The organism is Caulobacter sp. FWC2 (genome assembly GCF_002742625.1).
Taxonomy (GTDB): Bacteria; Pseudomonadota; Alphaproteobacteria; order Caulobacterales; family Caulobacteraceae; genus Caulobacter.
In genome coordinates, this window is record NZ_PEBF01000001.1 from 4,832,637 (window position 1) to 4,855,689 (window position 23,053).

The following is a 23,053-nucleotide window of genomic DNA, read 5'->3' on the forward strand; positions in this document are numbered from 1 at the left end:
AGGCCCGCCTAATTCCGCATCTCAATCCGCTTGAGGGACAGTTGCCTTGACCGAAGCCGCCGAGGAAGCCGGCTGGGCCACCGCCAAGACCCTGGCCGAGGCCCTGCCCTACATCCAGATCTACGACCGCGAGACGGTCGTGATCAAATACGGCGGCCACGCCATGGGCCAGGAAGAGGTCGCCAAGGTCTTCGCCGCCGACGCGGTGCTGCTGAAGCTTCTGGGCGTCCACCCGGTGGTGGTGCACGGCGGCGGTCCGCAGATCAGCCGCATGCTGGACAAGGCCGGCGTCAAGTCGACCTTCGTCGACGGCCTGCGCGTCACCGACGAAGCCACCATGGAAGTGGCTGAGATGGTCCTGTCGGGCGCGATCAACAAGGAGATCGCCAACTGGATCACCCTGGCGGGCGCTGAAGCCGACGTGCGCGGCGTGGGCCTGTCGGGCAAGGACGCCCGGATGATCACCGCCGAGAAGGTGACCCGCACCAAGCGCGATCCCGACAGCAATATCGAGCAGGTCGTCGACCTGGGCTTCGTGGGCGAGCCGACCAAGGTCGACCCGCACATCATCCAGGCCCTGCTGACCTCGGAAACCGACTACATCCCGGTGATCGCCCCGATCGGCGTCTCGACCGAGGGCCAGACCTACAACATCAACGCCGACACCGTCGCGGGCGCGCTCGCGGGCGCCTTAAAGGCCAAGCGGATGCTGATGCTGACCGACATCGCCGGCGTGCTGGACGGTGAGGGCAACCTCATCCGCCAGATGACCATCGAGGAGGCGCGCGGCCTGATCGAGAGCGGCGTGGCCAGCGGCGGCATGATCCCCAAGCTGGAAAACGCCATCCACGCCGTGGAATCGGGCGTCGAGGCCGTGGTCATCCTGGACGGCCGCCGCCCGCACGCCATGCTGGTCGAGCTGTTCAGCGAACACGGCGCGGGTACGCTCATCTCGCGATGAGCGCCGACCTCTCCCACGTCGACACCTGGCTGTTCGACCTCGACAACACCCTGTACCCGCTGGAAAGCGAGTTCATGGGGCTGATCGAGGTCAAGATGACCGACTTCGTCGAGCGGATAACGGGCCTCCCCCGCGAGGAAGCCCGCCTGCTGCAGAAGAAGTACTACACCGAGCACGGCACCACCCTGGCCGGGTTGATGATGAACCACGGCCTGGAGCCCAAGGCGTTCCTGGACGAGGTGCACGACGTCTCGATGGATCGCCTGGTTCCCGATCCCGAATTGCGCGAGGCCATCGCCCGCCTGCCCGGCCGGCGGATCATCTTCACCAACGGTTCGGTCGGCCACGCCGAGCGGGTGCTGGCCCACCTGAACCTGCGCGACCTGTTCTCCGAAGTGTTCGCCATCGAGACGGCCGACTATGTGCCGAAACCCTCGCTGAGCACCTTCGACAGGATCAGCAAGCTGCACGCCATCGATCCGCCGATGACCGCCTTCTTCGAGGACAGCGAGAAGAACCTCGTGCCGGCCGCTCGGATGGGCATGACCACCATCCTGGTCGGGCCGCACGCCAAGGACTCGACCTCCGAACACGTCCATTTCCGCACTAACGACCTGCCCGGGTTCCTGACCTCGGCCCGCCTGCAAGGAAGCTCTTCATGACCGCGAACGCCTCCATCTCCCTGGCCGACCTCCAGACCGAGATCGAAGCCGCCTGGGAAGCCCGCGCCGAGGTCTCGGCCACCACCACCGGCCCGGTCCGCACCGCCGTCGACGAAGCCCTGCTGCTGCTCGACAGCGGCAAGGCGCGCGTCTCGGAGAAGGTCGACGGCGAGTGGGTGACCCACCAGTGGCTGAAGAAGGCCGTGCTGCTGTCGTTCCGCCTCAACCCCAACACCGTCATGCGCGCCGGCACGCTGGGCGGCGCCGTTGGTCCGTGGTGGGACAAGGTGGCCAACAAGTTCGACGGTTGGGACGCCCCGCAGTTCGAGGCCGGCGGCTTCCGCGCGGTGCCCGGCGCCATCGTCCGTCGCGGCGCTCACATCGGCAAGAACGTCATCCTTATGCCGTCGTTCGTGAACATCGGCGGCTATGTCGACGAAGGCACGATGGTCGACACCTGGGTCACGGTCGGCTCGTGCGCCCAGATCGGCAAGAACGTCCACCTGTCGGGCGGCGTCGGCATCGGCGGCGTGCTGGAGCCCCTGCAAGCCAACCCGACCATCATCGAGGACAACTGCTTCATCGGCGCCCGCTCGGAAGTCGTCGAGGGCGTGGTGGTCGGCGAAGGCAGCGTGCTCTCGATGGGCGTGTTCATCAGCGCCTCGACCAAGATCGTCGACCGCAAGACCGGCCAGATCCACATCGGCAAGGTCCCGCCCTACAGCGTCGTGGTCCCCGGCAACCTGCCCGACCCGAACGGCGGCCCGGGCCTCTACTGCGCCGTGATCGTCAAGACCGTCGACGCCCAGACGCGGTCGAAGACCAGCATCAACGACCTTCTGCGGGACTGATTTGTAGATCCTCCCCCGTGACACGGGGGAGGTGGCCTGGAGGGCCGGAGGGGGCCAACACGGCCGACTTCCAGCGAGCCCCCTCCGTCGGCTCCGCCGACACCTCCCCCGTGACACGGGGGAGGATCTATATGGCCCTACTTCGTCGCTTCGTGGACCTGGCGCTTGCTCTCCGCAGCGCCTTCCTTGGCGTCCCTCTTCAGGTCCGAGCCGGCTTCCTTGGCCTTGTCGCCGGCCTTTTCGCCCAGTTCCTGAGCCTTGTCGGTGGCGTCTCCGGCGGCTTCCTTCAGTTCCGCGCCGGTCTCCTTGGCGCTTTCCTTGATCGCCGCGCCGGCTTCCTTGACGTCCGGGTCGTTGGCGATGTTGTGGGCGGCGTCCTTGATGTCGGAGGCGGCGGCCTTCGCGCCTTCCTTCACCTCGGTGGCGTGTTCCTGCGAACAGGCGGCGAGGGTAAGGGCGACGGCGCAGCTGGCGACAAACAGGATCGAACGCATGGTCGTGCTCCTTCAAATAGGTCGGCAGCATAACGGCAGCCCAAGGCCAAGGTTCCGTCTTGGTCCCATGGCTCCGGGCTTTGCGCGAAGCCGCCAAGACGTCTAAACCCCCGGCATGCGCATCGCTTTCCTCGGCACCCCCGACTTCGCCGTGACCTGCCTGGCCGAACTGGTCGCCTCGGGCCACGAGATCGTCGCCGTCTACTCCCAGCCGCCCGCCCCGCGCGGGCGCGGCCAGGACCTGAAGCCCTCGCCCGTCCACGCCTTCGCCGAGGGCTTAGGGTTGCCGGTCCGCACGCCGGTCTCGATGAAGACGGCCGAGGAGATCGAGGCCTTCCAGGCGCTGGACCTGGACGCCGCCGTCGTGGTCGCCTTCGGCCAGATCCTGGTCAAGGCCGTGCTCGAAGCGCCCACCTACGGCTGTTTCAACCTGCACGCCAGCCTGCTGCCCCGCTGGCGCGGCGCCGCGCCCATCCAACGGGCGATCATGGCCGGCGACACGGTCACCGGCGTCCAGGTCATGCGGATGAGCGAGGGCCTGGACGAGGGTCCGATCCTGATGTCCGAGCAGGTGCGGATCGACAAGCTTGAGACCGCCGGCACGCTGCACGACAAGCTGGCCGCCGTCGGCGCCCGCCTGTTGCTGGTGGCCCTGGCGGCCGTCGAGCGCGGCGGCGCCCGCGAGACGCCGCAGGTGGAAGAGGGCCTCACCTACGCCAGGAAGATCAAATCGGCCGAGGCCCGCATCGACTGGACCCGCCCCGCCGCCGAAGTTGACGCCCATATCCGCGGCCTCTCGCCCTTCCCGGGCGCCTGGTTCGAGGCGCCGTCGGACAAGGGGTCGGTGCGCGTGAAAGCCTTGCTGTCACGCCAGGAAGACCAGGACGGCGCCCCGGGCATGGTTCTGGACGACAGCCTTCTCATCGCCTGCGGTGAAGGCTCCGTGCGCCTGCTCAGGGCCCAGCGCGAAGGCAAGGGTGTCCAGGACGCCGAGACCTTCACGCGCGGCTTCCCGATCTCGGCCGGAACCGTGCTGGCCTGATGCCCCGCTACCGCCTCCTCGTCGAGTATGACGGCCGGCCCTATAACGGCTTCCAGGCCCAGGCCGTGCTGCCGTCGGTGCAGGGCGCGATCGAGGCGGCGGTGAAGGCGTTCAGCGGCCAGGACGTGCGCATCGCCGCCGCCGGCCGCACCGACACCGGCGTCCACGCCACCGGCCAGGTGGTGCATGTCGACCTCGACAAGGACTGGCCGGCCCAGACTGTGCTCAACGCCCTAAACGCCCACCTGACCCGCGAAGCGGTGTCGATCCTGTCGGCGGAGATCGCCGAGGGCGACTGGCACGCCCGCTTCTCGGCCAATGAGCGCCGCTACCTCTACCGGATCCTCAACCGCCGCGCCCCGCCGGCCCTGGACAAGGGCAAGGTCTGGCACGTGAAGAAGGATCTCGACGCCGAGGCCATGCACGCCGCCGCGCAAGCGCTGATCGGCCTGCACGACTTCACGACCTTCCGCGACATGCACTGCCAAGCCAAGAGCCCGGTGAAGACCCTCGACGTCGCCCGCGTGCGCCAGGTCGGCGAAGAGATCCATCTGGACTTCGAGGCGCGCAGCTTCCTGCACCGGCAGGTGCGGTCGATGACCGGAACCCTGGTCGAGGTCGGCGCCGGGCGCTGGACGCCGAACGACGTCAAGGCCGCGCTGGAGGCCAAGGACCGCCGCGAATGTGGGCCGGTGGCTCCGGCCGATGGGCTGTATCTGGTGGGCGTGGGGTACGGCGAATAGATCCTCCCCCGCGACGCGGGGGAGGTGGCCCGGAGGGCCGGAGGGGGCCAACGCGGCCGATATCCAGCTCGCCCCCTCCGTCGGCTCCGCCGACACCTCCCCCGTTTCACGGTGGAGGATCTACAGCACTGAGCAATTCGTGATCTGGCTGAACGCCTCCAGGGCCGCCGTGCCGACCACCGACGTGCCGAAGCGGTCCAGCTCCGGCGACCACACCGCCACGGTCGCCTTGCCCGGGATTACCGCGACGATGCCGCCGCCCACCCCGCTCTTGGCCGGCAGGCCGACGCGATAGGCGAAGTTGCCGACGCTGTCATAGATGCCGCAGGTCAGCAGCAGGGAATTGAGCCGCCGGGTCAGCCGCTCGGGAAACACCGTCTCCTGGGCCACCGGCGAGAAGCCACCGGCCGCCAGGGGCAGGAAGGCCCGCGCCAGCTGGCGGCAGCTCATGGTCAGGGCGCACTGGCGGCAATAGGCGGCCACCACGCCCTCGGGCTCGTGGGTCAAGGTGCCCTTTCCGCGCATCAGGCTGGCGATGGCCCGGTTCTGCCAGGCGTTGGCCAGTTCGGACGCCGCCACCGTCGGATCGATCTCCAGCCGCTCGTCGCAAAGGAAGCCGGCGAAGTCGCGGACCAGGGCCGCCGGGTCGCGGGTGACGTCCATCAGCACGTCGGTGATCGCCAGGGCGCCCGCATTGATGAACGGGTTGCGCGGCACCCCGCCCTCGGCTTCCAGCAGGGAGAGGTGGTTGAACGGCGTGCCCGACGGCTCCTTGCCGACCCGGGTCCAGGTCTCGTCGCCCAGGCGGTTGAGCGCCAGGCCCAGGGCGAAGACCTTGGTGATGCTCTGGACCGAGAAACCCTCGTCGGCGTCGCCGATCACGTGCTCGCCGCCGTCGACCGTGCGCACGGCCATGCCGAACTTGCTGCCCGGCACATTGGCCAGTTCCGGGATGTAGTCGGCCGGCCGGCCCTTGCCGAAGTGAGGCTTCACCAGCACCGCCACCTCGGCCAGCACATCGGGGATCGAGAGCGCCTTCATGTCGACGCGCCGGCTCTAGGCGAAGGCCGCGAAATAGCGGTTGATCAGCGCCTCGTAGGCGCCCGCCAGCTGGCGGATCTCCTCGACCGGGACCCGCTCGTCGACCTGGTGCATGGTCGAGCCGACCAGGCCGAACTCGACCACCGGGCACAGGGCGCGGATGAAGCGGGCGTCGCTGGTGCCGCCGGTGGTCGACAGTTCCGGCACGCGGCCCGTGGCGTCGCCGACGGCGGCCACGATCACGTCGGTGAAGGCGCCCGGCTCGGTCAGGAAGGCCTCGCCGCTGATCTTGCACAGCGCCTCGACGCGGCCGGAGAAGCCCTCGGCCGCCTCGCGGCACTCGGCCTCGATCCAGGCGGCCAGGTCCTTGCCCTTGTGGGCGGGATTGAAGCGGATGTTGACGCGCGCCTTGGCGCTGGCGGGAATGACATTGGTCGCGGTGTTGCCGACGTCGACCGTGGTCACCTCCAGGTTCGACGGCTGAAAACCGGTATAGCCCTCGTCCAGCACCCGGCTCTGCAGGCGAGAGAGGATGTCGACCAGCACCGGGATCGGGTTGGCGGCGCGATGCGGATAGGCCACGTGGCCTTGCTTGCCGTCCACGGCGATCCAGGCATTAATGCTGCCGCGCCGGCCGATCTTGACCATGTCGCCGAGCAGGTTGGCCGAGGTCGGCTCGCCGACGATGCAGTGGTCGATGATCTCGCCCTCGGCGGCCAGGGCCTCGACGACCTTGACGGTGCCGTCCTCGGCCACGCCCTCCTCGTCGCCGGTGATCAGGAAGCTGATCGAGCCCGGATGCTCGGGAACCTTGCCCACGGCGGCGACGAAGGCGGCGATGGCCGACTTCATGTCGACCGCGCCCCGGCCAAAGAGCACCCCGTCCTTGATCTCGGCTTCGAACGGCCCGGCGGTCCAGGCGGCGTCATCGCCCACGGGCACCACGTCGGTGTGGCCGGCGAAGCAGAGGTTCGGCCGCGCCGTCCCGCGCCGGGCGTAGAGGTTCTCGATCTCGCCGAACGTCATGCGCCGGCAGGTGAAGCCGAGCGCCTCAAGCTGGCGCTGCAGCGTGTCCATCGCGCCCGCGTCGGCCGGGGTCACCGACGGGCGGCGGATCAGGGCTTGAGCCAGTTCGACGGGGTCGATGCTGACGGAAACGGGCGCGGGGCTGGTCATGATCCGGGGTTTAGGCTTCCCTCCGGCGGGACGCAAACCCGGCAAGCTTCTTCCAAGGTCCCCGATGCCAAAGATCGATATCGCCTCGGCCCCGACCCGCGTCGGCACGGCCTATCCCGCGCCGTTCAACGCGCCCTGCCTGCAACGCCATCGCACCAAGCTGGGCGACGCGGTGGGGCTCGATCAGTTCGGGGTGAACCTGCTGCGCCTGCCGCCCGGCGTCTGGTCCAGCCAGCGCCACTGGCACACCGCTGAGGACGAGTTCACCTGGGTGGTCGAGGGCGAGGTCGTCCTCGTGGAGAACGACGGCGAGACGGTGCTGAGAGCCGGCGACTGCGCGGGCTTCAAGGCCGGGGTGGCGAACGGCCACTGCTTCCAGAACCGCTCGGATCGCGATGTGCTGCTGCTGGAGGTGGGGTCGCGGCGACCGGATCAGGACGGATGTGACTATCCGGATATCGACCTGGTTCTGCGGGATGGGGAGACGGTTTACCGGCATCGGGACGGGACGCCGTATGAGACGGAGACCGGGCGGAAGCGGTAGGGGGGGCAAGGTCGGCTGGGGTGTGCGGATGCTAGTAGATGGTGCGGCGACCCAAGCTCCGAGCATCAGCCTCTCGAACACGGTAGCACTCGGCGCATATTATCTTGATGCCGCCGGGGACATCGACCCCATCGTCCGTCCACTCTCCACCGTGTGACATGAGGTATTCGTGACAGCCGTCACACCAAGCATCCCGAAGTTCGGCTTAATTCTCCGGCGCTCCGGATACGAAGCCAACCGACTGGCCACGGCGTACGGCGACGATATAGCCACAAACAAATGTGATGTGCTGGGTGCCGTGGTCGGCGCAGACGCAAGTATCGTCGTCGTTAATCATGCCGCGACAATACCTGTATCTCGCAACTAACGACTAGGGGCGAAACCCGACCGCCGGTCGGGTGAGATCCTTAAATCTCTTGGAGGCTGCAGCGTGCAGGGCTGATCAGATCAGTCAAGGATCGCCTCCGGCGACCGCGTCGCGGCGACGCGGAGCGTCGTCCTTGAGTGACCTGATCAGCCCTGCGATCGTCTCGCCGTGAGATGGAAGGAGAGCTCCTTCTCGGGGAGAAGGATTTCTCACTTCACCTACACACCCCGTCATCCCGCGCTTCATGCGCGGGACCCATGGTTCAGCTTTCACGTGAGAGCCCATCCTGCTCCGCACTTGCGGCGGACGGATGGGTCCCGCGCATGAAGCGCGGGATGACGGCCGACTTTGATTTCTGGAGACTAAGCCAGCCGCCCCTTAAGCCGCCCGGCGCGCCTTCTTCACCTTGGTGATCGCGCGGTCGCGGCGCAGGCGTGAGAGGTGGTCGATGAACAGGACGCCTTCCAGGTGGTCCATCTCGTGCTGGATGCAGACGGCAAACAGGCCCTCGGCCTCCTCGACGACAGTCTCGCCCTGGTAGTTCATGTAGCGGATGGTGACCTTGGACGGGCGCTCCACCTCGTCAAAATATTCCGGCACCGACAGGCAGCCTTCCTCGTAGCCGAGGGTGTCTTCCGAGGTCGACAGGATCTCGGGATTGACGAAGTAGCGCGGGGCCGGCTCCTCGCCCTCGCGGGCCAGGTCCATGGTGATCACCCGCACGGGCTCGCCCACCTGCACGGCGGCCAGGCCGATGCCCGGGGCGTCGTACATGGTCTCCAGCATGTCATCCATCAGCGCGCGCAGCTCGTCGGTGACGGTCTCCACCGGGGTGGAGATCTTCTTCAGCGTCGCCAGGTCGGCGGCGTTATCGACGGTGAGGATGCGACGGATAGCCATGATGCCACTCAGGTAGTGGGGGCATTTCCGAGCGTCAAGGTGGGAGATTGCCCCACTTCAAGCTTGGTAATGGGACGGACGGCCGTTTCGATGGCCTCCAGTTCGTCCATCGGCTTGCCATGGTCGACCTTCAGCTTCTCGAACTCGCGGGCCTTGGGCAGAACGCGGCTCTCCAGCGACCCGACGAAGGCGTTGTACTTGTCGACCGCCGCCGAAAGCGACCGGCCGACGCCAGCCACGTGGCCGCCCATGTCGGCGATGCGCTTGTAGAGTTCGCGCCCCAGAGCGGCGACCTCGACGGCGTTCTTGGCCTGCTCCTCCACCCGCCAGCCATAGGCCACGGCCTTGCACAGGGCGAACAGGGTCGAGGGCGTGACGATGATCACGCGCTTGTCCATCGCCTCGGTCATCAGCTCGGGCGCGCGCTCCAGGGCGGCGGTCAGGATGCCGTCGCCGGGCACGAACATGGTCACGAAGTCGGGCGAAATCTCCAGCGCGTCCCAATAGGCCTTGGCCGACAGTTGTTGCACATGGGTGCGCAGGCTGGCGGCGTGGCGGACATAGGCCGCCTCCCGTGCGATCTCGTCGCTGGCGTCCTGGGCTTCCAGATAGGCGGTCAGCGAGCACTTGGCGTCGATTACGAAGGCGGCGTTCTTCGGCATCCGCACCACGACGTCGGGGCGCAGGCGGCCGGAGTCGAGCTGGACCTGCTCGGTGAAGTCCACCCCGTGCTTGAGGCCGGCCATCTCCAGGACGTTGCGCAGCATCTGCTCGCCCCAGCGCCCCTGGACCCCGGCCCCGCGGCGCAGGGCGGCCGACAGCTTGCGGGCCTCGGTCTGGGTGGCGGTCGAGGCTTCCAGCAGTTGGGCGATCTGGGCCTTGAGGCCGCCGGTCTCTTCGGCGCGGGCCTTCTCGACGGCGGTCACCTGAGCCTCGAACTTGGCCAGGGTCTCGGCCACCGGCTTCAGCTGGGCCTCCAGGCGGGCCTGGGTGAGGTTGTCGCGGCTCTTGGCGTTCTCGTCGGCGCGTCTGATCAGCTGCTCGGCGATGGCGTTGGCGCTCTGGGCGGCCTGGGCCTTGATCAGCTCGATCTGGGTGGCGGTCTGGTCTTCGAGGAGGCGTCCACGCTCCTCGGCCTGGACGACCTTCTCGTTCAGCATCCAGGCCTGGGCCTCGGCCTTGGCGGCACGGCGCTGGGCGGCGAACGCCCAAAGGGCGCAGGCTATCGTCGCCAGGGCGAAGACGATGGTCAGGATCAGAAACGGATCGGAAAAGTTCATGCTCCGTTCTTAGCGGGGTTCAGCGCCGAACGGAAGGCGGCCGGGCGCTTCGCCCGGCCGTTTCGCGAGATCAGTCGTCGCCGTCGGCGAGGTCGGCGATCAGGCCGTTGATCGGCTCGCCGGCGAAACCGGTGACGTTGTGGCCCTTGTCGACGACGCCGACCTTGGCGACGTGCGGGGCTTCGGTTTCGGCTTCGGGAGCCTTGTCTTCGGGCGTGCTCATGTAATCAGTCCCTCCACGGACGCGTCGGCGGCTCGCCGAACGCGGCGGGGCGGAGATTGGCGCGGGACGGCCAAGCTGTCAGCCGGATTCCGGCGCGATCCCCAGGATTCCGCTCAGGCGGGTCGTCTGGCGCGCAAGGCTTGGGCGATCGTGCCGTCGTCGAGCCAGTCGAGGTCGCCGCCGACCGGCACGCCGCGCGCCAGCATGGTCACCGGCACGTTGGTCCGGGCCAGGCGGTCGGCGATGTAGTGGGCGGTCGTCTGGCCATCGACCGTGGCCGGCAGGGCCAGGATCACCTCGGCCACCTCTCCGTCCGCGACCCGGGCCGCCAGTTCGCCGATCCGCAGCGCTTCCGGCCCTACCCCGTCCAGGGCCGACAGCAGGCCGCCCAGCACGTGGTAGCGCCCCTTGAACGAGCCGCCGCGCTCCATGGCCCAGACCGAACCGACCTCCTCGACCACGCACAGCAGGCGCACGTCCCGCGTCCCGTCTGAGCAGATGGCGCAGGGATCGGTGACGTCCAGCGAACCGCAGACGCCGCAGGTGCGGACCTTGGCCTGGGCCTCGGCCATGGCCAGGGCCAGCGGCGCCAGCAGGGTGTCGCGCTTCTTCAGCAGAGCCAGGGCCGCCCGCCGGCCCGAACGCGGTCCCAGGCCCGGCAGCTTGGACAGCAGGGCGATCAGGCGCTCGATCTCGGGTCCGGCGGAGGCGGCCATCAGGTCCTTTGCGGAGGCGGTGCATAACCCACGCCCTTCGACAGGCTCAGGGTGAGGGTGATTGTCGGTTCAGTAGATATCCTCATCCTGAGCTTGTCGAAGGACGTGGATATCGGTTCCGCCAGCCTAGAACTTCATGCCCGGCATGCCGCCCATCAGGCCCGCCATCGGGCCGGCGGCGTCCTGCATCATCTGGGCCTGCTTGGCGTCGAGCTTCTTCTTGGCGTCGGCGTGGGCGGCGACGATCAGGTCCTCGATCACTTCGCCTTCGCCCGGCGCGATCAGGCTTTCGTCGATCCGCACCTTGGCCAGTTCGCCCGTGCCCTTCAGCACGACCGTGACCATGCCGCCGCCCGAGGCGCCCTCGACGGTGCTCTCGGCCAGACGCGCCTGGGCGTCCGCCAGTTTCTGCTGCATGGCCTGGGCCTGCTTCATCAGGCCGCCGAGGTCTTTCATCGCGTCGTCTCCAGTCTGTTCACGTTCCCCTCCCCTCGATGGGGAGGGGGCAGGGGGTGGGGTGATACGGCGGTAGATGCAGCGCATGGCCGCCACCTCAGCAGTCACCCCCATCCCTACCCTTCCCCCATCAAGGGGGAAGGGAAATGGTTCAGCCCTCTTCCTCGTCCGGCTCCAGGGGCGGGGCCTCCGGGGTGAGGAGCTTGCGGATCTCGACGATCTCGGCGCCCGGGAAGGCCGACAGGACCGAGGAGACGAAGGGATCCTTCTTGATCTCTTCCAGCGCCTCGCGGTCCTCGCGCTTCTGGCGCTCCATCAGGCTTTCGGCCCCGCCGCCGCCCTCAGCGGCGACCAGCCAGGGCTGGCCGGTGTGCTCCTTCAGGAAGCGGACCAGCCGGCCCGCGAGATTGCCGGGCGCGCCGGGAGCGGCCTCGAAGGTCAGGGCGCCGGGGCGGAAGCTGATCGGGCGGACATATTGCTCGACGTCCAGCCGCAGGCCGATGTCGCGACGGGCGGCGATCAAGGCCATGACGTCTTCGAACGAGGCCAGCACCGGCATGGCCTGGGCGCCGGGCGCGGCCATGGTCATCGGCGCGTGGGCGGCCGAAGTCGCACCGCCAGCCAAGCCGCCGCCGATAGAGCCTCCGCCACCCGGACCGCCGCCACCGCCGACGGGCGTCCCGTCCCGCAGGGCCTTCAGGGCCTCTTCCGGACCGGGCAGGTCGGCGGCGTAGCACAGGCGGATCAGGGCCATCTCGGCCGCCGCCATGGCGTCGGGCGCGCGGCGTACTTCCTCGTGGGCCTTCAGCAGCATCTGCCAAAGACGCGACAGGGTTCCGGCCGAGGTGTGGGCCCCGATGGCGGCCAGGCGGGCGGCCTGCTCCTTGGGCATCGACAAGGCGTCGGGCCCCAGGGCCTTGGACACCGCCGAGCCGTGGCAGTGATCGAGGACATCGAGCATGACCACCGCCGGGTCGGCCCCGAAGCCCCACAAGGCGCGGAAGCCCTCCAGCGCGTCCTTGGTCTTGCCGGCCATGACGTTTTCAAAGAGAGCGATGGTCTGGCCGCGATCGGCCAGGCCCAGCATGTCGCGGACCACGGTGGCGGTGACCGTGGCCCCGCGATCGGTCTGGACGATGGCCTGGTCCAGCAGCGACAGGCCGTCACGCACCGAACCCTCGGCCGCGCGGGCGATCAGGGCCAGGGCGTCCATCTCGATCCGCGCGCCTTCCTTGGCCGAGATCTTGTCGAAGTGCTTGACCAGCACGTCCGGCTCGACCCGGCGGAGGTCGAAGCGCTGGGTGCGCGACAGGATCGTCACCGGCACCTTGCGGATCTCGGTGGTGGCGAAGATGAACTTGGCGTGCGGCGGCGGCTCTTCCAGCGTCTTCAGCAGGGCGTTGAACGCCGCCGTCGACAGCATGTGCACTTCGTCGATGATGTAGACCTTGTAGCGCGCCTCGACCGGGGCGTAGCGCACCCCGTCCAAGAGCTCGCGCATCTCGTCGACCTTGGTGCGCGAGGCGGCGTCGAGTTCCAGCACGTCCATGTGCCGGCCCTCGATGATCGAGCGGCAGTGATAGCCCTCGACGGTCAGGTCGACGGACGGGCCCTTGACGGTGTCGGTCTCGTAGTTGAGCGCCCGGGCCAGCAGGCGCGCGGTCGTGGTCTTGCCGACGCCGCGGACGCCGGTGAGCATGAAGGCGTGGGCGATGCGGCCGGTCGAGAAGGCGTTGGCCAGGGTGCGGACCATGGCCTCCTGGCCGATCAGGTCCTCGAAGGTGCGCGGACGGTATTTCCGCGCCAGAACCGTATAGGCGTCGCCCTTCTCGCTCTCGGGCGGGGACTCGACCACGGGACGCGCCTGCGCGACCGGCGCAGGCGCGGCCGCCGGCGCATCGCCGAAGATGTCGGCGGTGTTCTCGTCGCGCTCGGCCAAGTCTTCCTTGGGGGGAGCTTCGTCCCACGGCGGCGCGGAATCGGGCGAGAGATCGTCGAGGTCGGCCATGGGCTGAGTGTAGTGGCGCGAAGGGCGCAGCAAAAGGCCCGGCCCGAGCGGACCGACCATCTGCTGACAGATTTCAGGAAAAGGGGAAGGGTGGAGACCGACAGCGACCCAAAGCTGATCTCGTTGTGGCTGCTGCCTCTCGGCCCTGACCAGGTTGGCGAGGACTCCGTCCGCGCCGATCTCCGAGGCCTATATCGCGACTCATCGCGGCGGATGCAAGGCGCATGACGCGAATGCGACGTCGTGACGAACAATCACGCTCGCGCTAGAGAGTCGAAATGGCTCTGTCGATCATTACCAACACCTTCGCCGGCAACCCCCTGAACCGCGACAGCGAGCGTCGCGGCGACGAGGCCTTCATCGCCGAAAAGCTGGCCGACCCCGAATCCCTGGCCGTGGCGCTGTGGAACGGCAAGCCGCTGGTCGAGGACGTCCTCGGCGAGGATGGCAAGCCCACCGGAGTGCAGATCGCCTATCTGCGCGCCGACATGGCCCAGGACCTGGCCGGCGGGAACGAGAAGCTGCTCTATATGGGCCTGTGGAAGGACATCGCGGTTTTCGCCGTCGATATCGACACCGCCGCCGACCCGGCCGAGGGGCCGCTGCAGGGCCTGGGCCGATTCGAGGAACTGCGCGGCGCGGCCGCGACCCTGCCGCCCGCCGACGCCGGGATCCTGGCCACCGCCAAGTCGATGTTCGAATGGCGCCGCCGCCATCGCTGGTGCAGCAACTGCGGCCAGAAGAGCGAGGTCGCCGACGGCGGCTGGAAGCGCGTCTGCCCGGCCTGCGAGGCCGAGCACTTCCCGCGCACCGACCCGGTGGCGATCATGCTGGCGGTCTATGAGGGCAAATGCCTGCTGGGTCGCCAGGCGGCCTGGCCCAAGGGCATGTTCTCGGCCCTGGCCGGCTTCATCGAGCCCGGCGAGACCATGGAAGAGGCCTGCGCCCGCGAGCTGAAGGAAGAGGCGGGACTGACAGCGACGTCCGTCCGCTACCACTCCAGCCAGCCCTGGCCGTGGCCTGGCTCGCTGATGCTGGGCCTGATCGCCGAGGTCGACAGCGCCGACGCCGCCCCGGACCAGACCGAGCTGGAGGAGGTGCGCTGGTTCTCGAAGGAAGAGACGGCGCAACTTCTGAAGGGCGAACTGGAAGGTGTGTTCTGCCCGCCTTCCCTGGCCATCGCCCATCAGCTGATCAAGGCCTGGGCCGAAGAGGCCTGAACGGCTCCGCCTAAAAAGACACTGGACTGCCCCAGCGGCGCCCTCGGTTCACTCCTGCCAACAACAGGAGGAAACACCGATGGGCGAAGCCTGGATCATCGACGCCTGCCGCACGCCGCGCGGCATCGGCAAGGTCGGCAAGGGGGCGCTGGCCGACATCCATCCGCAGCAGTTGGCGGCCAGCGTGCTGAGCGCCCTGGCCAGCCGCAACAACCTCAACACGGCGGACGTCGACGACATCCTCTGGGGCACCTCCACCCAGCGCGGCAAGCAGGGCGGGGACCTGGGCCGGATGGCGGCGCTGGACGCGGGCTACGACGTCAAGGCCAGCGGCATGACCCTGGACCGCTTCTGCGGCTCGGGCATCACGGTCGCCAACCTGGCCGCCGCCTCGATCATGTCGGGCATGGAGGACCTGGTCATCGCCGGCGGGACGGAGATGATGTCCTACACCGCCGCCACGGCGACGCCTGGCGCGATCCCGATGATGGACAATGGCAACCTGCGCCTGCGGGCTCGCCATCCCCAGTCCCATCAAGGCGTCTGCGCCGACGCCATCGCCACGCTGGAAGGCATCGACCGCCAGGCCGTCGACGACCTGGCCCTGGTCAGCCAGCAGCGCGCCGACGCCGCCATCCGCGAAGGCCGGTTCAGCAAGAGCCTCGTGCCCGTGTTCAAGGAGGATGGAAGCCTGGCCCTGGACCGCGAGGAGTTTCCCCGTCCGCAGACCACCGCCGAGGGCCTCGCCGGCCTGAAGCCCGCGTTCGCCGCCATGGCCGAGTTCGCCCTGGATGAGGCCGGCACCACCTATGGCGGCCTGATCCGGCAGGTCTATCCGGACCTGGCGATCGAGCACATCCATCACGCCGGCAATTCGTCGGGCGTCGTGGACGGCGCGGCGGCGATCCTGATGGCCTCGCCCGACTATGCCCGCAAGCATGGCCTCAAGCCCCGCGCCCGCGTGCTGGCCATGGCCAATGTCGGCGACAGCCCGACCCTGATGCTGAACGCGCCGGTCCCAGCCGCGCGCAAGGCCCTGGCCAAGGCCGGACTGAGCGTCGACGACATCGATCTTTGGGAAATCAACGAGGCCTTCGCGGTGGTCGCCGAGAAGTTCATCCGCGACCTCAAGCTGGACCGCGACAAGGTCAATGTGAACGGCGGCGCCATGGCGCTGGGCCACCCGATCGGCGCGACGGGCTCGATCCTGATCGGCACGATCCTGGACGAACTGGAGCGACGCGACCTGAAGCGCGGCCTGGTGACGATGTGCGCGGCGGGCGGCATGGCCCCGGCGATCATCGTGGAGCGGATGTAGGGCGGCGCTGACCCCCTCCACCGGCTCCGCCGGTCCCCCTCCCCCAAGAGGGGGAGGAGAGCAGGCGCCCGGCGAGAGGGGGCAGGCTTCCTCTCCGCCCCGCTTGGGGGCGGACAGACCTGCGTAAGCAGGTCAGGTGGGGGCCTGTGCTGAGCTTACCGGAACGGCGGCTCGTCGAAGGCCCGCAGCTTGCGTGAGTGCAGGTTCGGGCCTTCGGCGTGCAGCAGCTTGCAAGTCAAAATCCCGATCTGCAGGTGCTGGCTGATCGCCCGCTCGTAGAAGGCGTTGGCCTGGCCCGGTAGCTTGATCTCGCCGTGCAGGGGCTTGTCCGACACGCACAGCAGCGTCCCGTAAGGCACCCGGAAGCGATAGCCCTGGGCCGAGATCGTCGCGCTCTCCATGTCGATGGCCACCGCCCGGCTCTGGTTGAAGCGCAGGGCCGAGAGGCTGTGGCGCAGTTCCCAGTTGCGATCGTCGGTGGTGACGACGGTGCCGGTGCGCAGGCGCTTCTTCAGCTGGTCGCCGCTGTCACCGCTGATCGCCTTGGCCGCGTCGTAGAGGGCGCGCTGCACCTCGGCGATCGAGGGCACCGGGATTTCCGGCGGCAGCACGGCGTCCAGAACGTGGTCGTCGCGCAGATAGGCGTGGGCCAGGACGTAGTCGCCGATGGTCTGGGTGTCGCGCAGGCCGCCGCAGTGGCCGATCATCAGCCAGGCTTGAGGACGAAGAACAGCCAGGTGATCGCAGATGGTCTTGGCGTTGGACGGGCCGACGCCGATGTTCAGCAGGGTCACGCCCGCGCCGCCCGGGGCCATCAGGTGGTAGGCCGGCATCTGGTGCTTGCGCCAGCTCGACTCCGCGATCACCTGTTCTGGATTGTGCGTGTCGGCGGTGATGGTCACACCGCCCGAGCACGACAGGGCCGTGTAGGGGCTGTCAGGCTGCTGCAGCTGCTCGATGCCCCAGCGGACGAACTCGTCGACATAGCGGTGATAGTTGGTGAACAGGATGAACTGCTGCACGTCCTCGGCCGGGGCGCCGGTGTAGTGCTTCAGGCGGGCCAGCGAGAAGTCGGTGCGCAGGCCGTCGAACAGCGACAGCGGACGCGTTTCCTCCAGGGCCGGGTTCCAGACGCCGTCTGCGATCTCGTCGCCGATGAAGGCCAGGTCCGTGGTCGGGAAGAACCTGGCGATGTCCTCGCTGCGCACGTCGGCCTGGTTCAGGTCGATGGTGGCGTCCAGCACGTAGGGATAGGGGATCTCCTGGTTGGAGCGGTCGACCTCGATCTCGACGTCGAAGTCGTCCATCAGCAGGCTGAGCTGCTCGACCAGATAGTCCTTGAACTGGGCCGGCTTGGTCACGGTCGTCGAATAGACGCCGGGACGGCTGACGCGGGCGTAGGACCGGGCCAGCTTGGGCGGCAGGGCCTCCGGGTCGTAGGTCAGGCGCAGCTCGGGATAGGCGAACGTGCCGTCGAACCGCGTCTGCGGGTCCGGGCGGGTTCCATTTTCGAGATAGGCGCGCAGGGCGGTCCGCAGAGCGTCGACGGCGCGTTCGTATTCGTCATTCAGCCGTTCGACGACGGCCATTGCTTTTTCTTGGTTTGACATGGGTCCTTATAGCGACGTTTTGCGACGTTGGCGAGACGCCGGCCCGGCGAAATGGGAACGATTTATTACTTAGCAAAGGTGTGGGTGAGGGTGAGGAAGCAGAGCGCGCTTCCGTCTATGGGATGAGCCTGTTTATTCGGCGTGGCTCGCCCGAAGCCAGGCCGGACCACTTCAAGGGCATGGACGAACCCGCGCCGGTCGGCCACAAGGGCTGAAATGCTCAAGGAGGGGGCAGATGGCGGCGCGAGCGTTCTCGCACGTCGTTCCTTCCGAACACCAGAACAAGGCCGTCGACGTCGCGACTGACGCCAGGGGGATTCATGAACAAGCGCTTCGCCTATCTGATTATCGCGTCCATGATCCTGGGGGTCACAGTCGGCTGGGCCTGTAATCAGTTCCTCGACCCGGCCCAGACCGAAGAAGCGGTCAAGTGGTTCAAGATGGGAACTGACCTCTTCCTGCGGCTGATCAAGATGATCATCGCCCCGCTTGTGCTGACGACGCTCGTCGCGGGCATCGCCCACATGGAGGACGCCGCCGCCGTAGGCCGGATCGGCGCCAAGACCATGGCCTGGTTCATCAGCGCCTCGGCCGTATCGCTGCTGCTGGGTCTGCTGATGGTGCACCTGCTGCACCCCGGCGCGGGCCTGAACCTGACCGAAGTCGCCAGCACCGCCAACGCCCCTGCGGCCTCGACCGAAACCTTCACCCTGCAGGGCTTCCTGACCCATCTGGTGCCGGCCTCGATCTTCGAAGCCATGGCCAAGAACGAGATCCTGCAGATCGTCGTCTTCAGTCTGTTCGTCGGCACCGCCGTCGCCTCGCTGGACAACAAGGCCCCGCACATCCTGGAACTGGCCGAGCAAGGCGCCCAGGTGATGCTGAAGGTCACCGGCTTCGTCATGAAGCTGGCCCCTCTGGCCATCTTCTGCGCCCTGGCCTCGACCATCGCCACTCAGGGCCTGTCGATGCTGGCCGTCTACGGCAAGTTCGTGCTGGGCTTCTACGCCACCATGGGCACGCTGTGGCTGCTGCTGTTCGTCGCCGGCTTCCTGGTGCTGGGCAAGCGGGTGATCCCGCTGTTCGGCGTGATCCGCGAGCCGGCCCTGCTGGCCTTCTCGACCGCCTCGTCGGAAGCCGCCTATCCGCGCATCCTCGACAGCCTGCCCAAGATCGGCGTGCGCCGTCGCATCGTCTCGTTCGTCCTGCCGCTGGGCTATTCGTTCAATCTCGACGGCTCGATGCTGTACTGCACCTTCGCCACCGTGTTCATCCTGCAGGCCCACGGCGTGCATCTGACGGTCCAGCAACAGATCTTCATGCTGCTGCTGCTGATGGTGACGTCCAAGGGCATCGCCGGCGTGCCGCGCGCCTCGCTGGTCGTCATCATGGCCACCCTCACCTATTTCGGCCTGCCGGAAGCCTGGATCGCCCTGGTGCTCGGCGTCGACCACCTGCTCGACATGGGCCGCTCGGCCACCAACGTCGTCGGCAACAGCGTCGCCGCCGCCGTGGTCGCCAAGTGGGAAGGCGAGCTGGACGAGATCCGGCCCGACGCGGAACCCGCGAAAGCCTGAGCCCCTTAGCCTGCAACGGCTAGCGAACAGCCCGCCTCCCAACCAGGAGGCGGGCTTTTTCGTGTACAGTTTCAAATGTACAGTAAAAACTTGACAAGCCCCTGGCGAGGTCCAATCTCTTGAGCCGAGGGGCTTTTGAGGACGACGTCATGAGCAAGATCACCCACATCGCGCGCGCGGCGCTGATCGGGCTGGCTGTGGCCGGCATGGGCGCCTCGGCCGCTTCGGCGGCTCAGGGCGACGCGCCGACCAAGGCCGTCAAGCCCGCCCGCCAGTGCTTCTACCTGTCCGACTGGCGCGGCTGGACCGCCCCGGACAAGAACACCCTGTACATGAAGGTCCGCGGCCGCGACGTCTATCGCGTCGACCTGGCCTGGGGCTCCAACCAGCTGACCTGGCCCGGCACGCATCTGGTGTCGGTCGTGCGCGGCCCCGACAGCGTCTGCGGCCCGCTGGACCTGGACCTGCGTGTCGGCGACGGGATGGGCATGCCCATCCCGATCCGGGCCAAGACAATCACCAAGCTGACCCCCGACGAGATCAAGGCGATCCCGAAGAAGTATCAGCCGTAAAAGGCTAACCCGCCGCTGCGTTCAGCAGGGCCACGATCATGCTGTTGGCGGGCGTCGGGATACCGTGCGCCGCGCCCCGCCTGGCGATGACGCCGTTGCGGGCGTCCAGCTCCATCGGCCGACCTGACTGACGGTCGGCCAGCAGCGAGTTGACCATGTCCGGCGGACCCTGGCGGTAGCCGTCGACGACCTGGTCGCCCAGGTCGTCCGGCAGGATCGCGCCCTGGGCCCGGCCCACCGCCACGCACTCGGCCACCAGCGCCTTCATGACGCTGGCCGCGCCCTCATCGTGCGCCACGCCTGAGGGCTTCAGGGTCATGGCGTTGACCGCCCCGGCCGCGTTCAGGGCCAGCTTGCGCCAGGCCACCGAGACGAAGTCGTCGGTCGTCGCCACGTCGATCGGCGTGTGAGCGAACAGCGCCGCGAAGGCCTCGCCCGCCGCGCCTTCCTCCACCCGGATCCAGCCATAGCGCCGCTGGCGGAACACGCCTGGCGCCGGCCGCTCGGCCGGGAAGTCGACGATGACCGGCACGAGGTTCTCATCGGCCACCCGCCCGGCGAAAGCCTCGCGGTGCTCGACGCCGTTGCGGATCACCGCCACGCGGGTCTGGGGGCCGACCAGCGCCTTCAGCCACGGCGCGGCGGCCACGTCGTCATAGGCCTTGGTCGCCACCAGCACCCAGTCGACCGGCGCCAGGCCCTCAGGCGAGGTCGCGAAACGCGGCGTGGCGATCACCTCGCCGTCCGGGGTTTCCAGCACCAGCCGCTCAACCGGCGTCCGCACACAGACGGTCAAGTCGAGGTCGTCGCGCTGCCCCAGCCACGTCGCCAGAGTTCCGCCGATGGCGCCGGGGCCGATCAAGGCGATGGTGGTCATGCTGGAAGCTCCTCAAAACAAAACCCTCTCCCCTTGCGGGAGAGGGTGGCCCGCGAAGCGGGTCGGGTGAGGGGTCGCACGGACGCGCCGAGAACCCCCTCATCCGTCATCCTGCGGATGACACCTTCTCCCGCAAGGGGAGAAGGGATCAGACCTTACTGCGCCGGGGTCAGGTCCGTGCGCTTCTTCATCATCTCGTCGAAGCTGGTCCAGACGCCGTCCGAACCGTGCCACTGGCCCTTGGTGGCGGCCTTGGAGTACTCGGTCGCCCGGGCCTCGAAGAAGTTGGCGTGCTCGACGCCCGACAGCAGCGACTGCAGCCAGGGCAGCGGGTTTTCCCTCACGCCGTACACTTCCGGCAGCTGCAGCTGGCGCAGGCGCCAGTCGGCGATGAAGCGGATATAGGCCTTGATGTCCTCGGGCGTCATGCCCTGGATGTCGCCGGCCTCGAAGGCCAGGTCGATGAAGTTGTCTTCCATGCCGACCACGGTCTTGCAGCAGTCGACGATGTCGTCGGCCACGCTCTTGGTCACCGCGCCGGTTTCCTTGTTGAAGGCGTGGTACAGCTTGATGATGCCGTCGCAGTGCAGGCTCTCGTCGCGGATCGACCACGAGACGATCTGGCCCATGCCCTTCATCTTGTTGAAGCGCGGGAAGTTCATCAGCATGGCGAACGAGGCGAACAGCTGCAGGCCCTCGGTGAAGCCGCCGAACATCGCCAGGGTGCGGCAGATGTCGGCATTGGTCTCGACGCCGAACGTCTGCATGTAGTCGTGCTTGGCCTTCATGGCCTCGTATTCCATGAACGCCGAGAACTCGGTCTCGGGCATGCCGATGGTCTCGAGCAGCAGGGCGTAGGCCGCGATATGGATCGTCTCCATGTTCGCGAACGAGGCCAGCATCATCTTCACTTCGGTCGGTTTGAACACCCGGCCGTAGCGCTCCATGTAGTTGTCCTGCACCTCGACGTCCGACTGGGTGAAGAAGCGGAAGATCTGCGTCAGCAGGTTCCGTTCCTTGTCGTTCAGCTTGACGGCCCAGTCCTTGAGGTCCTCGCCCAGCGGCACCTCTTCGGGCATCCAGTGGACCTGCTGCTGGGTCTTCCAGAAGTCGTAGGCCCACGGATAGCGGAACGGCTTGTAGCCGCCCGACGGGGTCATCAGGCCGGGCAGGATGAGCGACGACGGAGCAGACATGGCGGGCCTCGGGAGCGAGAATCGAGCGGACGGGGTAGGCTTAAGGCTACGGCAGGCCGACGCCCGACGCACCCTGATAGTGACCCACTACATTTAGTGTGACAATGGGTCACGCCCACAACATAGGGGATGATTTGTGGAGAAACCGTTCACGATTTTCAGCGCCCTCGGCTCGGGCGGCGTCCCCGTCGAGGCGGCCATGACCTTGATCGGCTTGCCTTTTGAGGTGATCGAGGCCCCGACCTGGGAGGGCGAGGCCGAGCAGGCCAAGGTCGCCGCCATCAATCCCCTTAAGCAGATTCCCGCCATGGTCACTCCGGACGGCGAGACGATCACCGAGAGCGCCGCAATGCTGATCTGGCTGGCCGACCGCTATCCGGCGGCGCGGCTGGCGCCGGGGATCGACGACCCCGCGCGGGCCCAGTTCCTGCGCTGGATGACCTTCATCCCGGCCTCGATCTATTCGCTGTTCTGGGTGCGGGATGACCCGTCGCGCCTGGTGGGCGAAGACCCCGAAACCCAGGCCCGCGTGAAAGCCGCCACCGCCGAGCGCATCCTCGACTGCTGGCGAATGATGGAGAGCCAGCTGACGCCGGGTCGATATCTGCTGGGCGACGAGCTGAGCGTGCTGGACCTCTACGTCACGGTGGTCAGCCGCTGGGGCCCGCGCCGGGTGCGGTTCTACGAGGCCGCGCCGAGGATGAGCGAGGTGGTGAAGCGGGTGGACGCCGATCCGAGGCTGACGGGGTTCTGGGAGCGGCGGTTTCCATTCTTCGAAGGCTGGGAGCGACTGGGGCAGCAGGCGTGACGCGTCCATCGCGCGCTAAGCCTTCGAAAACCAACCCTGGGTTACGGTCGGCCGTCCACTCCGGAGGGTCGCATGGAATTCCTGCTGACGATCATGGGCGTCATGACCCTTTGCATGCTGCGTCCGCACTACAACGAGTTCAAATCCGGCAAGTATCGGCCAAGCAAGAGCGTCTGGCTGGTGGTGATCCTGGTCGTGTTCAGCGGACTCAGCTGGGTCGGCGCCCTGGCCTGGGACCACAGCCTACCGCCCTATCTGTCGCAAGGCTTGCCGGGCGTGATCACCGGCTCGTGCGGCGCCCTGACCTTCGCGGCGCTGTTCGTCATCCCGGCCCTACTGTCCGCGCTGCTGGCCCAGACCCTGACCGGGACCTGGTGGATAATCCGCGGACGTCCCTCGGCCTGAGCACCC

At 67.7% G+C, this 23,053-nt stretch carries 24 protein-coding genes, 1 other RNA gene and 1 pseudogene; 13 read left to right on the forward strand and 13 right to left on the reverse strand.

All coding sequences use genetic code 11. The features are described from left to right. The first annotated feature begins 46 nt into the window (after positions 1-46). Genes argB through dapD form a run of 3 tightly spaced genes read left to right on the forward strand, consistent with a single transcriptional unit; the run spans position 47 to position 2,474 of the window. Positions 47-961, forward strand: a complete 915-nt coding sequence (gene argB, locus CSW62_RS22775; RefSeq protein WP_099581768.1) for an acetylglutamate kinase — start codon at positions 47-49, stop codon at positions 959-961. Continuing rightward, positions 958-1,623, forward strand: a complete 666-nt coding sequence (locus CSW62_RS22780; RefSeq protein ID WP_099581769.1) for a pyrimidine 5'-nucleotidase — start codon at positions 958-960, stop codon at positions 1,621-1,623. Before argB ends, CSW62_RS22780 begins: the two co-directional genes overlap by 4 nt. Next, on the forward strand, positions 1,620-2,474 hold the full coding sequence (gene dapD / locus CSW62_RS22785; protein ID WP_099581770.1) for a 2,3,4,5-tetrahydropyridine-2,6-dicarboxylate N-succinyltransferase: 855 nt from the start codon (positions 1,620-1,622) through the stop codon (positions 2,472-2,474). The genes CSW62_RS22780 and dapD overlap by 4 nt, the downstream gene beginning before the upstream one ends. 137 nt (positions 2,475-2,611) lie before the next feature. On the opposite strand, the gene CSW62_RS22790 is transcribed toward dapD, so the two are convergent. Further along, positions 2,612-2,968: a cell surface protein gene (locus tag CSW62_RS22790; RefSeq protein ID WP_099581771.1), complete on the reverse strand. Its 357-nt coding sequence runs from the start codon at positions 2,966-2,968 to the stop codon at positions 2,612-2,614. A gap of 115 nt (positions 2,969-3,083) precedes the next feature. Between CSW62_RS22790 and fmt the strand changes: the two genes are divergently transcribed. Together fmt and truA are read left to right on the forward strand one after the other, a co-directional pair. Beyond that, complete coding sequence (gene fmt / locus CSW62_RS22795) at positions 3,084-4,010, forward strand: methionyl-tRNA formyltransferase (protein WP_099581772.1); 927 nt, start codon at positions 3,084-3,086, stop codon at positions 4,008-4,010. Then, positions 4,010-4,753 (forward strand): tRNA pseudouridine(38-40) synthase TruA, encoded by a 744-nt coding sequence (gene truA / locus CSW62_RS22800; RefSeq protein WP_099581773.1) that lies wholly within the window; start codon positions 4,010-4,012, stop codon positions 4,751-4,753. The genes fmt and truA overlap by 1 nt, the downstream gene beginning before the upstream one ends. Before the next feature lie 120 nt (positions 4,754-4,873). On the opposite strand, the gene CSW62_RS22805 is transcribed toward truA, so the two are convergent. After that, complete coding sequence (locus CSW62_RS22805; RefSeq protein ID WP_099581774.1) at positions 4,874-5,794, reverse strand: glutaminase; 921 nt, start codon at positions 5,792-5,794, stop codon at positions 4,874-4,876. A 15-nt stretch (positions 5,795-5,809) separates the two neighbouring features. Then, the gene (gene dapE / locus CSW62_RS22810; RefSeq protein ID WP_099581775.1) at positions 5,810-6,970 is read right to left on the reverse strand and encodes a succinyl-diaminopimelate desuccinylase; all 1,161 of its coding nucleotides are present in this window, start codon (positions 6,968-6,970) and stop codon (positions 5,810-5,812) included. Between the two features lie 64 nt (positions 6,971-7,034). Between dapE and CSW62_RS22815 the strand changes: the two genes are divergently transcribed. Together CSW62_RS22815 and CSW62_RS27160 are read left to right on the forward strand one after the other, a co-directional pair. Beyond that, positions 7,035-7,514 (forward strand): cupin domain-containing protein, encoded by a 480-nt coding sequence (locus CSW62_RS22815; protein WP_099581776.1) that lies wholly within the window; start codon positions 7,035-7,037, stop codon positions 7,512-7,514. 624 nt (positions 7,515-8,138) lie between these two features. Continuing rightward, positions 8,139-8,224, forward strand: a pseudogene (locus CSW62_RS27160) (hypothetical protein); the annotation flags it as partial. A gap of 35 nt (positions 8,225-8,259) precedes the next feature. On the opposite strand, the gene def reads toward CSW62_RS27160, so the two are convergent. The 7 genes from def to ffs all read right to left on the reverse strand — a co-directional run bounded on the left by def (position 8,260) and on the right by ffs (position 13,651). After that, on the reverse strand, positions 8,260-8,781 hold the full coding sequence (gene def, locus CSW62_RS22820; RefSeq protein WP_099581777.1) for a peptide deformylase: 522 nt from the start codon (positions 8,779-8,781) through the stop codon (positions 8,260-8,262). 8 nt (positions 8,782-8,789) lie between these two features. Next, a complete protein-coding gene (gene rmuC, locus CSW62_RS22825) occupies positions 8,790-10,061 on the reverse strand; it encodes a DNA recombination protein RmuC (protein WP_099581778.1) in 1,272 nt (423 codons plus the stop codon). A gap of 70 nt (positions 10,062-10,131) precedes the next feature. Continuing rightward, a complete protein-coding gene (locus CSW62_RS22830) occupies positions 10,132-10,284 on the reverse strand; it encodes a hypothetical protein (RefSeq protein WP_099581779.1) in 153 nt (50 codons plus the stop codon). Between the two features lie 113 nt (positions 10,285-10,397). After that, positions 10,398-11,000, reverse strand: coding sequence for a recombination mediator RecR (recR, locus tag CSW62_RS22835; RefSeq protein ID WP_099581780.1), 603 nt, complete (start codon positions 10,998-11,000; stop codon positions 10,398-10,400). 126 nt (positions 11,001-11,126) lie between these two features. Continuing rightward, a complete protein-coding gene (locus CSW62_RS22840; protein ID WP_099581781.1) occupies positions 11,127-11,456 on the reverse strand; it encodes a YbaB/EbfC family nucleoid-associated protein in 330 nt (109 codons plus the stop codon). A 151-nt stretch (positions 11,457-11,607) separates the two neighbouring features. Then, positions 11,608-13,464 (reverse strand): DNA polymerase III subunit gamma/tau, encoded by a 1,857-nt coding sequence (locus CSW62_RS22845; RefSeq protein ID WP_099582424.1) that lies wholly within the window; start codon positions 13,462-13,464, stop codon positions 11,608-11,610. 86 nt (positions 13,465-13,550) lie between these two features. Then, an RNA gene (gene ffs / locus CSW62_RS22850) (signal recognition particle sRNA small type) lies at positions 13,551-13,651 on the reverse strand. A gap of 91 nt (positions 13,652-13,742) precedes the next feature. Here ffs and nudC point away from each other — a divergent pair. After that, positions 13,743-14,684: an NAD(+) diphosphatase gene (gene nudC / locus CSW62_RS22855; RefSeq protein WP_099581782.1), complete on the forward strand. Its 942-nt coding sequence runs from the start codon at positions 13,743-13,745 to the stop codon at positions 14,682-14,684. Between the two features lie 79 nt (positions 14,685-14,763). Further along, positions 14,764-16,002: an acetyl-CoA C-acetyltransferase gene (locus tag CSW62_RS22860; protein WP_099581783.1), complete on the forward strand. Its 1,239-nt coding sequence runs from the start codon at positions 14,764-14,766 to the stop codon at positions 16,000-16,002. Positions 16,003-16,157: 155 nt separating this feature from the next. Here CSW62_RS22860 and CSW62_RS22865 read toward each other — a convergent pair whose 3' ends face one another. Further along, positions 16,158-17,612 carry an AMP nucleosidase gene (locus tag CSW62_RS22865; protein WP_099581784.1) on the reverse strand — a complete coding sequence of 485 codons (1,455 nt, stop codon included), beginning with the start codon at positions 17,610-17,612 and terminating at the stop codon, positions 16,158-16,160. Positions 17,613-17,932: 320 nt separating this feature from the next. On the opposite strand from CSW62_RS22865, the gene CSW62_RS22870 reads away from it, so the two are divergent. Both CSW62_RS22870 and CSW62_RS22875 read left to right on the forward strand, forming a co-directional pair. Then, the gene (locus CSW62_RS22870) at positions 17,933-19,189 is read left to right on the forward strand and encodes a dicarboxylate/amino acid:cation symporter (protein WP_099581785.1); all 1,257 of its coding nucleotides are present in this window, start codon (positions 17,933-17,935) and stop codon (positions 19,187-19,189) included. Between the two features lie 149 nt (positions 19,190-19,338). Beyond that, a complete protein-coding gene (locus CSW62_RS22875; RefSeq protein ID WP_099581786.1) occupies positions 19,339-19,761 on the forward strand; it encodes a DUF6491 family protein in 423 nt (140 codons plus the stop codon). 4 nt (positions 19,762-19,765) lie between these two features. Here the strand turns inward: CSW62_RS22875 and CSW62_RS22880 are convergent, their stop codons facing one another. Together CSW62_RS22880 and CSW62_RS22885 are read right to left on the reverse strand one after the other, a co-directional pair. Continuing rightward, positions 19,766-20,638, reverse strand: a complete 873-nt coding sequence (locus CSW62_RS22880) for a 2-dehydropantoate 2-reductase (RefSeq protein WP_099581787.1) — start codon at positions 20,636-20,638, stop codon at positions 19,766-19,768. A 155-nt stretch (positions 20,639-20,793) separates the two neighbouring features. Continuing rightward, positions 20,794-21,834: a ribonucleotide-diphosphate reductase subunit beta gene (locus tag CSW62_RS22885; protein ID WP_099581788.1), complete on the reverse strand. Its 1,041-nt coding sequence runs from the start codon at positions 21,832-21,834 to the stop codon at positions 20,794-20,796. Positions 21,835-21,970: 136 nt separating this feature from the next. Here CSW62_RS22885 and CSW62_RS22890 point away from each other — a divergent pair, with 136 nt between their 5' ends. Then, positions 21,971-22,642, forward strand: coding sequence for a glutathione S-transferase family protein (locus CSW62_RS22890; protein ID WP_199170678.1), 672 nt, complete (start codon positions 21,971-21,973; stop codon positions 22,640-22,642). Between the two features lie 72 nt (positions 22,643-22,714). Next, positions 22,715-23,047, forward strand: coding sequence for a hypothetical protein (locus tag CSW62_RS22895; protein WP_099581789.1), 333 nt, complete (start codon positions 22,715-22,717; stop codon positions 23,045-23,047). Positions 23,048-23,053 lie beyond the last annotated feature (6 nt).